This window comes from Anatilimnocola floriformis, assembly GCF_024256385.1.
GTDB classification, from domain to species: domain Bacteria; phylum Planctomycetota; class Planctomycetia; order Pirellulales; family Pirellulaceae; genus Anatilimnocola; species Anatilimnocola floriformis.
Map to the genome: position 1 here is coordinate 1214521 of NZ_JAMLFW010000002.1, position 13702 is coordinate 1228222.

Sequence of the window (13702 nt, forward strand, 5' to 3'; positions counted from 1 at the left end):
TATTAGCTCAAATTCGGGAAGCAGACAGGCTGGAAGCCTATCCTACGGGCACTCCACTTCGGCGGGTGCGACGACCAAAGCGGAATTTTGCGAGCCGGTCCAAGCCGGCAGGTTCACAGTGGTAGCTTCCCAGCCGGCGTGGGTCAGGTTGCCACGGAACGGGCCGTTGCCCGTAACGTTGCCGACGAGGCGGAAGCGAGCTGGATCGTAACCAGCTGGGACGTCGGCCTTTTCCCCTTCTGCCCCGTTCGAGACCCGCTTCAGCGCGAAGAACCGCTGCAGCACGCCGGCCGAATCGCGCAAGACGTTGCGGGCGGCCTGGCCGATTTGTTCGTCGCTGTAGTCGCCGAGCGGTTCCTGCACGAGGTCGAGGAGCCGGGCTTCGCGCTGCAGGGCGGCGAGCAAAGTCAAGGCTTCGCTCCGTTTTGGCTGTGGCGCGGGTCGAGCTGGCACGTCCTCTTTTGGCAACGTGCTGCCCGTCGTGTTGAGCGCAGGCAACTCCCGGCCGGCGAGGGCCGCATCCACTCGATCGGCTACCGCGCGATCAAAAAGGGCCTTAAAGAAGGCCCGAAAGGCCACTCCGATTCGTCCCATGTGCTTATCTCAAAAAGAGTTGCGATTCTTCGCCGGCAATACCCGAAAAATCCACATCCGCAGAGGAAACTTCCCCAGCCGACTTTGCGTCCAAACGACTGGCGCGGCGTGGACGCGCCTGGACCGCTGTTTGCTAATCAAACAGGTCTGACCTAGTACACACGCCAGTCTGGCAGGTTGTCAACCGCCGGACGGCACGGTGCTGAGTCGGAACCGCCAGCACGCAGTGGAAATCGCAAGAAGCGGTGTAGCCAATTCCTAAGTGTCGCTCGGTAACGGGCTAGTGACGATCGATCCGCAAAAACGGGCAATTTCGCACGATATGTGTTTCACCTCTTTCCTAGCTAGTTATTCTGAAGGTTATGAGCGACCCGTCAGCGGTGGGTCGTTAGTGGCGGTGTCGTCGAGGATCGGTTCGACCCGCAGGGGCGTTTTTCGTGTCGGCTCAGTCCGGAACCTGAGCGGACCATCACTTCTATTTGCTCGCGGGAATCACCCGCCGGTGCAGAGTTCATCGAGCGCTTTCGCAAGCGCTTCGGCACGGACGTCGAACCATCGTCCCGTCATGAAGGAGTCGGCCTGTTAACGGCAGGTCGCTTTCGTGACGTTTTGGTTCATCCGTCTCTCCCGCACGCATCTTTTCGGTAATACAGAGCAGAAGGCAAGTTTTCGATCATGAAGAAGCAGCACCGCAGCCTGGCCCAACGGACCATCGACTCGCTGAAGCAATTGTGGACTCGCCGCGAACGGCAGAACGCAGATTTGCGCGGCAAGAAGAAGGCTTTCTTCTTCGATCAACTCGAAGCTCGCGAACTGATGGCGAGCGATCTCGGCAATTCGCTGCCCGACACCAATAACGATACGCCCGCCATCGTTTCGCAGCAGAGCGCTGGCGAAGCTTCGGTGCTGGCCAACGACTTGGTCGCGTTTGCTAAGGCACTGAGCGCCGCCAACGTGAAGTTCTATGGCGCTGCCTGGTGCCCGCACTGCACCGCGACGAAGAATCTGTTCGAAGATGGCGCGAAGTATCTGAACTTCATCGAAGTTACCAACCCCGATCACACGCCGAACGCCATTGCCACGGCCAACAACATCACCACCTATCCGACCTGGGTCTTTCAGGATGGCTCACGGTTGACCGGCGAACAGACGCTGGCCGCCATCTCGGCGAAGGCCGGCATCGCCATTCCGCAGACCAGCACGCCGTTCCTCGCCGAACTGCCGGAAACCGTGCTCAATGGCGGTTCGCCATTGATGGTGAGCCTCGATGGCTACGATCCGAACGGCGGCACGCTGACCTATACGGTGACGAGCGACAACCCGAGCCTGGTTACGCCGACGATTCTGCAAGGCAATCAAAGCCTGAAGATGAACGTGCAAGGCTACGGCACGATGACGTATCAGTTGTTCGACAACTTCGTGCCGCGCGTGACCGCCCGCATCAAGCAGTTGGTGAACAGCGGTTTCTACAACGCGACTGCTTCCAATGAGATCACCTTCCACCGCGTGATCGACAACTTCGTGCTGCAAGCAGGCGATCCGACCGGCACGGGCAGCGGCGGTTCGTCGCTGGGTGATTTCGACGATCAATTCAATGTCGACCTGCAGCACAATCGCAGCGGCTTGCTCTCGATGGCGAAGAGCAGCGACGACACCAACGATTCGCAGTTCTTCATTACCGAAGACAATCAATCGTGGGAAGTGACGCTCGGCGGCTCGCCGACCGGCGGCACCTTCACCCTGAGCTATAAGGGTCAAACGACTGGGCCCATCACCTTTACCAATGCCGCCACGACCAACGGCAGCCTGGCCACCACGGCCACGGCCATGCAGACCGCTCTCGAACAGTTGACCGGCATTGGTGCGGGCAACATCAAGGTCGAGCACGATCCGCAGTTGAGCAGCACAGGTGCTGTCGTCGAAAACCGCCGCTTCCGCGTCGAGTTCCTCGGCCAGAAGGGTGCGGTTCGCACGATCTATCAAGTGACCGGCAATGGTGCTGGTTTGACCGGCGGCACCTCGTCGGCCGTGTCGGTTTCCGAAAACTTCTCGGCCCGGCACTTGGATTTCAATCACTCGATTTTCGGCGTGATGACCGAAGGCGAAGCCGTTCGCGAAGCGATCAGCGAAGTTCCGGTCGACAGCAACGACAAGCCGACCACCGATGTCATCATCGACTCGATGCAGATCTTTACCGACACCGAAAACGGCGTGTTGATGCTGAAGGCTGCCGAAGGCGCCACCGGCTCGGCCAACATCACCGTGCGGGCGACCGATGCCGATGGTCAGTTCGTCGAACGGACCTTCCATGTCGAAGTGCGGGCCGATAACAAGAACGGTGCGCCGTTCCTCTCCGACATCGCACCGGTGAATATCGTGCAAGGTGGCGTGGCCAACTTCACCCTGCAATCGACCGACGTCGAAAATAACCCGGTCACTTATGTCGGCGTGAAGCCTTCGAGCGAAACCGTCAACTACACGTTCACGGTGAACCCGACCACGGGCGCCGTGCAGATCACGCCGCCGTCGAACTTCGTCGGTACCTTCAAGATTCTGCTGGGCGTGCAAGGCGCGACCACCACCGACACCTCGGATCAATTCGATTCGCAGCTCGTGACGGTGAACGTCGGCCCGTCGGGAACCCTGGCCGTCGATTTGACCGATGCTTCGGATAGCGGCAGCAGCAACACCGACAATGTCACGAACGCCGGCTCGTTGAGCTTCCTGGTCACGGGTGTGTCCGGTGGCGCCACGGTCAAGCTTTACAACGGCAACACGGTCATCGGCCAGGCGACCGCAGCCAGCGGTGCGACGAGCGTCACGATCACGACCACGGCCATCTCGACGCTGGCCTCGGGCACGTATCAAATTTCGGCGACGCAAACGCTCAACGGCGGCGAAAGTGCCAAGTCGACCGCACTGCCACTGGTCTACGACAAGACCGCTCCTGGCGCCTTTACTTCGACCGCGCCGACCGAAGCGACCGACGGCGTGGCCTTCACCTACAACGCCCAGAGCCCCGACGAAGGGCAGACCGGTTACGTCTACTCACTGGCTTCGGGCGCTCCGGCGGGCGTGAGCATTCAATCGCAGACCGGCATCGTGGTTTGGACACCGACCACGGCTCAAGTGGGTGCCCAGACCTTCACCATCATCGGCACCGACCTGGCCGGCAACAGCGTTTCGCAGACGGTGAATCTCACAGTGGCTGCAGCCGCCGTCAAGGACATCAAGCTGACGCTGAAGATCGTCGATGCCAACGGCAATGTGCTGAATAACCTGACGAATGGCCAGGAGTTCTATCTGGCAGCGTTCGTGCAAGACACGCGCACCGTCAGCGCTGGATCGGCCTTCGGCGTGTTCTCGTTCTACACCGATGTGACCTATTCTTCGAACGTGCAGGTCAATGGCGCGATCGAACGCCTGTCTACCTACACCTCGGCGGTCACTGGAACTACGACGACCCCCGGCTTGCTCGATGAAGTCGGCGGTCTGGCCAACACCTTCACCGCACTCGGCCAAGGTGAGATCGCGTTCTTCCGCATTCCGATGAAAGCCATCGGCGGCGGCACCGTGACCTTTGCCGCTGATCCGCACGATACTGAGAGTCTCGACATCGTGACGTACGGTGCGCAAGCTCCCACGACACCGAGCCAGATCACCTACGGCACGGCGACCGCAACGATCGGGCTCGACTTCACCGCCGTCAACGATACCGTCAACTTCAACGAAGACTCGACCAACAACACGATCAATCCGCTGGCCAACGACACCGTGACGAGCGGTTCGGTCAGCGACCTGGTGATCACCGCCGTCGGCACGACCAGCAATGGCGGCACGGTATCGATCGCCGCCGACGGCAAGACGTTGTCGTACACGCCGGCCGCCAATTACAACGGCTTGGAAACGTTTACGTACACCATCCGCCGCGGTGCCTCGGGGGCCACCACCACGGCCACCGTCAACGTGCAAGTTCAGCCGGTGAACGATGCTCCGAACGCGGTCGACGATACGAAGACCGTCAACGAAAACAGCACCGACAACACCATCGACGTGCTCGGCAACGACTTGACCACACCCGATACCAACGAAACCATCAAGGTGACCGCGGTCGGCCAAGGCAATCACGGCGGCACGATCACGATCGTTTCCAACGGCTCTTCGATTCGTTACACGCCGGCCCCGAGCTTCGTCGGCACCGAAACGTTCACCTACACCATCACCGACACCGGCGGCTTGACCGACACCGCCACCGTGACGGTAACCGTGCTCGATGGCAACGATCCGCCAGTCGCGAATGCCGATACGGCCACTACCACCGAAGACATCGCCACGCCGATCTTCATCAACGTGCTGGCCAACGACACCACGGGCAACGACACCGGCGAAACCTTGACCGTGCAATCGGTCACGCAAGGTAGCAACGGCGGCGTGGTCGCAGTGGCCAACAACGGCGCCAATGTCTCGTACAAGCCAGCCGCCAACTTCCAAGGGACCGAAACGTTCAGCTACACCGTCAGCGATGGCAACGGCGGCACCTCGACTGCCACCGTGACCGTCACCGTGACGAACACCAACGACGTTCCGGTTGCCACGGCCGACACGCTGAACGCCTTCAAGAACAGCACCACCACGCTCAACGTTCTCACGAATGACAACAGCGGTGTTGATCCGACCGAAACGCTGATCGTCTCGGCGGTCACGCAAGGTTCGCAGGGCGGCTCGATCACGATCACTCCCGGAGGCGGCAGCGTAAAGTACACGCCAGCCAACAACTTCACCGGCAGCGAAACCTTCACCTACACCATTCAAGATCCAGGTGGTTTGACCGCCACGGCTACGGTCACAGTGACCGTGCTTGCTTACTCGCCGTCGACCCTCGCTGGCTATGTCTTCAAGAACGGCACGACGGGCGGCTTGGCCGGTGTGACGATCACGCTGACTGGCACCGATGTGAACAGTGCAGCCGTCAGCCGCACCGTGACCACCGGCACCGATGGTTCGTACCTCTTCGATGCGTTGCTCCCGGGCACATACAAGATCAAGGAAACGCAGCCCGCCTTCATGACCGATGGCGTGGATGTGGTCGGCTCGCAAGGCGGCACGCTGAGTGCCAATGACGAAATCAGCGTGACACTGACGCAAGGAACCACCGGCACGGGCAATAACTTCGGCGAGAAGGGTCTCGTCGGCAGCGTGACCACCGGCACCGGCAGCACCGCGACGACGAACTTCGTGATGAAGAAGTTCGACCTCACCTCGCACAACAGCAAGAACTATGTTCTCGCTGCCGTCGATACTTCGACGGGCCAGGTTTGGTACAGCGACGTCGGCAGCTCGTTCATCGATACCTCGACGCAAACCAGCTTCGCGGTGAACAGCACGGGCGCCAACGCGACCGATCCGAAACTGACGATCCAAACCAAGGACAGCACGGGCACGCAAAAGTCGGCGACCATCAGCGTCTCGAACCCGAACGTGCGGACCCTGGCTTCCAGCGGCACGATGCGGCTGTATCGCCTCAAGGGGAGCGCCAGCTTCTACAACTTCACCCCGCTCACCACCGCGAGCACCTCGGCTGGTGAAGACACCAGTGCCCTGGCCAACAACAGCTCGGCTGGTGAATTTGTTGATCCGCAACAAGCCCAAGCCACCGATACGCTGATGGCGTTGCTCGGCAGCGATAACGGCGATGACGGCAACGACGCCAACTAGTTCGTAAAACTTCGGAACGCTTCGCGGAGCGAAGCACCCATCCCTCGCACCCGGCGCGATCCCCTCTCGCCGGGTGTTTTTATTTCTTGCTCTCTATTACTCCCTCTCCTCGGTACTCCGGGGAGAGGGTTGGGGTGAGGGGCTGATCTGAGAGTGGAGCATCTCAAAACGATCGAATCCGCTACATTGCTCCCATGTTTACCTATCAAGGAAGAACCGCCCTCGTCACCGGCGCCTCATCCGGCATCGGCCAAGCCTTTGCCCGCGAACTCGCCCGCCGCGGCATGTCGCTGATTCTCGTCGCCCGCGACGAACAGGCGCTAGAACAACTCGCCACCGAATTGCGCAGCCAGCATTCGACAAAGGTCGACGTGCTGCCGACCGATTTAAGTCAGCCAGCCGCGGCCGAGCGACTGCATCAGCGCTTGGTCGAGAAGCAACTCACGGTCGACTTGCTCGTCAACAACGCGGGCTTCATGGCCTACGGACATTTCGACCAGATCGCGCCCACCGAAAACCGCGCTGAGATCATGCTCAACACCGCCGCCGTCGTCGATCTCTGCCACGCGCTGCTGCCAGATATGCTGGCTCGTCAGCAAGGCGGGATTATCAACGTCGCCTCGATCGTCGCGTTTCAGCCGGTCCCTTACATGTCGGTCTATGCGGCGACCAAGGCCTTCGTGCTGTCGTTCTCGCTGGCTCTCGCCGAAGAACTGCGCGGCCGTGGCGTGCAAGTCGTCACGCTCTGCCCTGGCCCAACAGCTACGCAATTCTTCGTGCGCTCGAAGTCGACCACCGCCGTTCGCGTCGGCAATCGCACGCCGGACAAAGTCGCCGCCACTGCGCTCGGTGCCCTCGATCGCGGCCGAGTGCTGATCGTCGATGGTTGGAAAAACACGCTGCTGACCTTCTTCTCCAGCGTGCTGCCGAAGACCTTCACAGCCTACATGGCAGCCAAAGAAGTGCGGCCGAAGTAAACCTGTAGGACGGACCATTGGTCCGTCCAATAGGTGCACTCACAACGGTTTGGCTCGGTACCCGCTTCTTAGACGGACCAATGGTCCGTCCTACGAGTCACCACCGGCGCAGCGGCGCAAGAGCAACAACACCGCATCGGCTTGCGCCAGCGTGCTTGCCGATTTCAATTCACTTTCGAGTCGATCGAGCAGCGCATCGAGTTCAGCGGGCAGCACCTGATCGTGGCAGTGTTGCGGATCGACGAGGCAGCGAGTCGCCGTGACGAGTTGTCGGCTGGTTTCGAGCACGTCGTTGATTTTCGCGGCTTGCTCTTCGGCAACGAGCCGGCGAATCATCACGAGTTGCGATTCCACAAAGTTGGCAATCCGCGCCACGCGGCCCCGAATGACCGACGCGTGCGAAACAGCAACCAACTCGGGAAAGCCCGTCACGGCTACTTGATGTCGCAGCGCGTCGACATAAGCGGTCATGTCGGAATGGGCCAGATACCAAACACGCCGCATGCCCCCTTCCGACTGCTGAAACATCCGGCCGTAGCCATCGAGCAGCGAGCTGCAAGTATTCATGTACGCCGAGAGAAACAACATTTGCTCCGAGCGCTCCTGCGCGGTCGCCGAGCGCTTCAGCTCTTCGCGCGTCTCGGCAAGTTCTTCGCGTTGCAGCCGCAGTTCCATACTCTGCAGCAAGATCGTCACCACCACGCCGGCAAACGCCAAGCCGCCAAAGAGCGCCGAAACGGCGGAATAGGTATCGCCCAGCGGACTCGTCCACTCGGTGGGCATGTAATGTGGCGCGACGCCGACGATCAACCAAATGAGAAAGACGCACCCCAGTGATCCTCCCATGATCGCCAGAGCACGAGGACCAAAGGAAAGTTGCAGCTCGAGCTTATCTTGCGGTTCGATCATGGTTTCGTGGGAGTTCCGGCGTTAGAGATGTAAGCAGGAACTCCAACTTACCCACTACCGAGCCTACGCTGTCGGCGGAAAAAAGTTATCGACTTGCGCAGAAAAGCCGGGCAGCTCAGGCGATTCGATGGTTTGTGCTGCCAGCACGACGCGCGGCACTTGGTTCGGCTTGTGAATCGTCACCGTTCGGCTGCGCGGCATGATCACCCAAACTTCTTGCACACCCGCCGACAGCCACAACTCCACCTTGGCTTCCACTTCATAGGCGAGGTCGTTCGGCGAGACGACTTCTACTGCCAGATCCGGCGACACGGGAATGTAGCCTTCGAGGGGTAAGCTAGAGAGCCGTGAACGACGAACGAATGCGACATCAGGCTTGCGAACTTGCTCTGGGTCACGTGGAAAACAGCGAAAGCCGGCATCGACGGGAAGGACCCAGCCGACTTGCGGTTGAATCACCAAGTGCAATGCGGCAGCAACCTTCCCAGCGATCCAACTGGTTTCACCGCTCATGTTCAGTTCCACCAGTTCGCCGTTGACCAACTCGTAGATGTGACCATCATCCTGCCGAGCCAGTAGATCGGCGGCTTTCAATTTCGGAAGATCGGCGATGCTCATATTTGTGCTCCAGTGCGCAGCAAGCTTAATTATTATACTGCGCGACCTGAGGATTATGGCTTCCCCCGGTTGGCTGCGTAAATCTTCATTGCATCCGGCATCCAACCCTTCAGGTCGTTGATCCGCGTGCCGTGGCTGGGATGGGTCGACATGAACTCGGGCCGGCCCTGGCTGTTGCCGGTCGCTTCTTGCATTCGTTCCCAGAAGTGAATCGACTCTTGCGGATCAAAACCCGCTGCCGCCATCAACAGCAGACCCATGTGATCGGCTTCGGATTCGTGGCCGCGGCCGTAGCTCATGATTCCGTACTTCGCGCCGGCATTGAGCAATTGCAAGACGCTCTGACGTTGTTCGGGACTCATGTCGGCAATCGAACCATTCGCCGATTGCAGCGCGATATTGGCCATCTTCGTTTGTGCCATGCGTTCCGCGCCATGACGGCCGAGCGCGTGCGAGATTTCATGTCCCAGCACAGTGGCCAAGCCCGCTTCGTTTTTGGCGACGGGCAAGATGCCGGTGTAGACCACCATCTTGCCGCCCGGCAGGCAAAACGCGTTCACTTCTTTGCTATCGACGACTTCGACAGCCCATTTCATATCAGGCGGCGTGACGCCGATGGCTGCGAGGAATTGCGGATTCTTCGTCGCGGCAATCAACCGCTTGGCGACATCCTTCACTTCGGCGACTTCCATCCCGCCTTTCACGACGCGCGCCTCACTGAGCGTTTCGTTAAACGCCTGCAGCCCGAGCGCCTGCTCTTCTTGCGGGCTCAGTTCCACGATCTGATGCCGACCAAAGGGAGCGGGCTGACACCCCTTGATGGCCATCCAGCCGATCGCCGCAAGTCCCAACAAGATCGGCACGAACCGCGCCACCAACGGCATCGAACGCCGCTGCCGAGGATCGTAGTTTTGCTCGTAATCGCTGGACATAGGGACCTCGGGGAAAGGCAGAAGTGAGAAGGCAGAACGCAGAAGTAAGACAGAAGTTTGTCCTCACTGATTATGCCAATTGGCTTGCGCAGCTGGTATGGTACGAGACGGAATAGCTCTCCCCACTTTTGCATTCTGCCTTCTTCGTTCTGCATTTCCTCGGAGCCCGCCATGACTCACTCGCCGCGCAAACCCTCTCGTCGTTTGTTCCTCCAAGCCGCCGCCGCTTCGGCGCTTGCTGTTCCCTTTTATGTGAAGTCGCTCCGCTCGGCGCCGCCGAGCGAGACCGTACGGCATGCGAGCTTCGGCGCGTCGGGCATGGCCGGCGCCGATTTGAATGCGATCGCCAAGGCGCCGAATGTGAAGCTCGTCTGCGTCGCCGACGTCGACACGTCGCATACGGCGGCGATCAAAAACATTGCTCCCGACTGCCGCATCTATCAAGACTGGCGCGAGATGCTCGCCAAGGAAAGCAAGAATCTCGACAGCGTGAATGTCTCGACGCCCGATCACATGCACGCCCCGATGGGCCTCAGTGCGATGAACTTCGGCCTCGCCGTGTATGGTCAAAAGCCACTGGCCCACAACGTGAGCGAATGTCGCCAACTGACCGAAAAGGCCAAGGAAAAGAAGCTCGTCACGCAGATGGGCATTCAAGTCCACAGCAGCAATGAATATCGGATGGCCGTCGCGCTCGTGCAGGCCGGCGCGATCGGCCTGGTGAAGGAAGTGCACACTTGGAGCAATAAGAAGTGGGGCGACGGCTCGCCGCTGCCGACGCGCACGGACACGCCGCCGGCCAGTTTGAATTGGGATCTGTGGCTCGGCGTCGCAGCCGATCGGCCGTTCATCGGCGGCGGTTACTATCATCCCGGCAACTGGCGCAAACGGCTCGACTTCGGTACCGGCACGTTCGGCGACATGGGTTGCCACATCTACGATCCGGTCTTCGCAGCCCTCGCCCTCACCGCGCCTCTCTCGGTGAAGAGTACCGGCCCCGTGCCGACGGCCACGAACTGGGCCAACGACGCGGTCGTTCAATACACATTCCCCGGCACCAAGTTCTCCGAAGGGAAAACGGTTTCCGTCACGTGGTACGACGGCGACGCCAAACCGCCACAAACGATCAGCGATCTCGTCGGCGGCAAGATTCCCGATCAGGGTAGCGTCTTCATCGGCACGAAGGGTCTCATGGTGTTGCCGCACGTCAGCGCGCCGCGCCTGCTCGAGCTCGACGGCAAAAAGGAACTCCCCTTCGATCGTCCGAAGCTCGACGGCCAAAACCACTGGCATCAATTCGTCGACGCCGTCCGTGGCAAAGGCGAAACCAGCGCCCCCTTCAGCTACAGCGGCTTGCTCACCGAATCGGTCCTCCTCGGCGGCGTCGCCTGCCGTTTCCCCGGCGAAACACTCGAGTGGAACGCCGAGAAGATTCAGTTCAGCAACAAACCCGATGCCAATCAGTACCTGAAGCGCGAATACCGCAAAGGCTGGGAAGTGCTGCCGGGGTAAGGAACTTTTATCGCTTAGACCCCACCGAGCTTGCTCGGTGGTGAACTGATTTTGCACTAGCACGATCACCAAGAACTTCGCCTGCCCCCACCGAGCTCGCTCGGTGGAGCAAATGATTAACGTTGCCACAAACATTCGCTCCACCGACACAAGGTCGGTGGGGGCGGATCATTTCGGCCCGTCGGACTGGTGCAGAATCACTGTGCTCCACCGAGCAAGCTCGGTGGGGGGCAAAACAGTTTATCGGAGCAAAACGATGACCTCGCCAACTTATACGCCGCCGCACGTCACGGCCGCGTATCAGTTGCAGTGGTCATACTCCATCTTCTGGCACGAGACGCCAACTGATTTCGAGTGGCTTGAAACGTTGAAATCGGCCGTTGAGCCCGACGGCCTGCACCTCCTGAAACATCATTTCGAGCCGCCACATACCAGCCAGTTTCTTATCAGCTCGCTCCCCGCAGTCACGCCGCTGCTGATTGCGCAGCGCGTCAAAGGACGACTGCAACATCTTCTCCGCCTCGGGCCACGAACATTCAGGCGGAACTATGCGCTGCGAAGTGTCGGTTCGACCAAGCGCGAGAAGGTAGAAGCCTACGTCGCTTCGCAGCTGAGGCACCATCCCTTGGCTGATCCGCGCGTGGCAGCGCGCTTCGAGAAATATCAGATTCATTCCCCGGCGATCGATCTGGCGGCCCCGCAAGAAACGGCGCATGCCAGGTACTGGTACAACTTGCACTGCGTGTTTGTGATGCGCGATCGCGAGCGTCACGTGCAAGAGACGACGCTATCCACGATTCAAACGACGCTCATCAAAGCAGCCGAGAAGAAAGAGCATCGGTTGTCACGAGCGGGAATCTTGCCCGATCACATTCACCTGGCCGTCGGCTGCAATCTGCACGAGTCGCCGGAAGAGATTGTGCTTTCGTATATGAATAACCTCGCGTACGCGACGAAGACGGCGTTGTTTGATTTTGGATATTGGGTGGGGACGTTTGGCGAATACGATTGTGGGGCTATCGAGTAGATTTGCTCAACGCAATCATTCGCTCCACCGACACGAGGTCGGTGGGGGCGGGCGCGGCGGTTGTGTATTCTGTTGCAGAAGCTCGGTGGGGGCCTAAGAGGCGCAAAATCAGACTCAGCCTGCGGACGTTTTTGCTCGCGACGACGTTGCTTGCCATCTTTCTCGCAGGCGACAGCTACGCGCATTTCCCCGAACTAAAATAGACCCATGTCAGCCCCCAATCCCTATGCTTCCCCAGCCGAAATCGTCGACGCCGAGGTCGCCAAACTGCGCCAACGTGATGAGTTGTTGCCGGTGGCGATCACACTTATCGTGTTTTCGGTCCTGTGGATTTTTCTCGGGCTGAATGGCCTCGCGTTCTTCTACATCACAACCGCGATCGCCTCGGCCGAAGCTCAACCTGGTGCGTTCGATGGCGTGTGGCTGCCGATGTTGGGCATCGCGACCACCATCCTCTACCAGTTCGTGTTGCTCTCGGGCGCATTCAGCATGGTTCGCAAGGGCTCGTATGTGTGGGCCTTCGCCACCTGCTGCCTGGCCTGCGTTCCCATTCTCACTCCCTGTTATTTTCTCGGCATGATTCCGGGCATCTGGGGTATCATCGTCCTGCGCCGACCTCATGTGCGGGCTGCTTTCCGTACGAACTGAATGCCATCATGACCGACATCACCGAAGAGCAATTCGCCGCCGTTCAGGCTCTACCGCCAGCCGAGCGCTATGCCTATTTCCTCCGCTACGTGACCGAGAGCGAAGAGTTGTGGACGCTGCGCAATGCCGAGGACTTTGTGATGTACTCCGACGAGAACGGTCGCGAGTTGGTGCCGGTTTGGCCGCATCGGCGGTTTGCGGAGGCGTGTGCCGACTCGGCTTGGGATGAGACGGTGGCGTTCAAGATTGATCTCGATCGCTGGTTGGCCGCGTGGACGCCGGGGTTGGAAACCGAGGGCCGCTTGGTGGCCGTCTTTCCACTGGCCAACGATCAGGGCGTGATCGTTTCGCCCGAGCAACTCGCCGCCGATCTGGAAAAGTTGCCCTAAGGCGCACTCGGAAAATCCCGACAGACTTGTCTGGTCACTAGCCGTGCGTATAATGAACTCTTGTGCACTTATCTACTGCTGGAGGAATCCAACAGAGGCCGGTCGGGGTGCGCGCGGACCTCGGCGGGTCGAAAATGGTGAGCGAAGAGCGCGGCGGTCGGCTGTTCGCCTCCCGTGGCGGTGCGGCAGGCTGGTGATCGAGGGTTATAGAGGTGTTATAAAAGGTTGTAGCCCAGCGATGTGTTTTTTACGCAATCACTTGTCATTAAATGACTTATGGTCAAATCGAAATTCTAATAACCTGTTATATTCCATCGGCGGTTACTGGCCCTGATCGGTGCAGATCGAGCAGCTGGGCAGTGGCCGATTTTGGTTGGCGCG

At 59.7% G+C, this 13702-nt stretch carries 10 protein-coding genes; 6 read left to right on the plus strand and 4 right to left on the minus strand.

The features are described 5' to 3' along the window. Nucleotides 1–42: 42 nt before the first annotated feature. On the minus strand, nt 43–594 hold the full coding sequence (locus M9Q49_RS29575) for a DUF2760 domain-containing protein (RefSeq protein ID WP_254512906.1): 552 nt from the start codon (nt 592–594) through the stop codon (nt 43–45). A gap of 675 nt (nt 595–1269) precedes the next feature. Between M9Q49_RS29575 and M9Q49_RS29580 the strand changes: the two genes are divergently transcribed. Both M9Q49_RS29580 and M9Q49_RS29585 read left to right on the plus strand, forming a co-directional pair. Then, complete coding sequence (locus M9Q49_RS29580; RefSeq protein WP_254512907.1) at nt 1270–6309, plus strand: Ig-like domain-containing protein; 5040 nt, start codon at nt 1270–1272, stop codon at nt 6307–6309. A gap of 194 nt (nt 6310–6503) precedes the next feature. Next, entirely contained in the window at nt 6504–7286 is a 783-nt protein-coding gene (locus M9Q49_RS29585; RefSeq protein WP_254512908.1) for an SDR family NAD(P)-dependent oxidoreductase, read from the plus strand. A gap of 90 nt (nt 7287–7376) precedes the next feature. Here M9Q49_RS29585 and M9Q49_RS29590 read toward each other — a convergent pair whose 3' ends face one another. From M9Q49_RS29590 to M9Q49_RS29600, 3 genes are all read right to left on the minus strand, one after another. Then, a complete protein-coding gene (locus tag M9Q49_RS29590; protein WP_254512909.1) occupies nt 7377–8195 on the minus strand; it encodes a hypothetical protein in 819 nt (272 codons plus the stop codon). Nucleotides 8196–8258: 63 nt separating this feature from the next. Further along, entirely contained in the window at nt 8259–8813 is a 555-nt protein-coding gene (locus M9Q49_RS29595; protein WP_254512910.1) for a Uma2 family endonuclease, read from the minus strand. A 53-nt stretch (nt 8814–8866) separates the two neighbouring features. Next, a complete protein-coding gene (locus M9Q49_RS29600) occupies nt 8867–9745 on the minus strand; it encodes a M48 family metallopeptidase (RefSeq protein ID WP_254512911.1) in 879 nt (292 codons plus the stop codon). A gap of 171 nt (nt 9746–9916) precedes the next feature. Here M9Q49_RS29600 and M9Q49_RS29605 point away from each other — a divergent pair, with 171 nt between their 5' ends. The 4 genes from M9Q49_RS29605 (at nt 9917) to M9Q49_RS29620 (ending at nt 13321) form a co-directional block, all read left to right on the plus strand. Next, nucleotides 9917–11257 (plus strand): Gfo/Idh/MocA family protein, encoded by a 1341-nt coding sequence (locus M9Q49_RS29605; protein WP_254512912.1) that lies wholly within the window; start codon nt 9917–9919, stop codon nt 11255–11257. 256 nt (nt 11258–11513) lie between these two features. Then, on the plus strand, nt 11514–12284 hold the full coding sequence (locus M9Q49_RS29610; RefSeq protein WP_254512913.1) for a transposase: 771 nt from the start codon (nt 11514–11516) through the stop codon (nt 12282–12284). Nucleotides 12285–12491: 207 nt separating this feature from the next. Next, the gene (locus M9Q49_RS29615; protein ID WP_254512914.1) at nt 12492–12932 is read left to right on the plus strand and encodes a hypothetical protein; all 441 of its coding nucleotides are present in this window, start codon (nt 12492–12494) and stop codon (nt 12930–12932) included. 8 nt (nt 12933–12940) lie between these two features. After that, nucleotides 12941–13321, plus strand: a complete 381-nt coding sequence (locus tag M9Q49_RS29620; RefSeq protein WP_254512915.1) for a DUF2750 domain-containing protein — start codon at nt 12941–12943, stop codon at nt 13319–13321. Nucleotides 13322–13702: the final 381 nt, after the last annotated feature.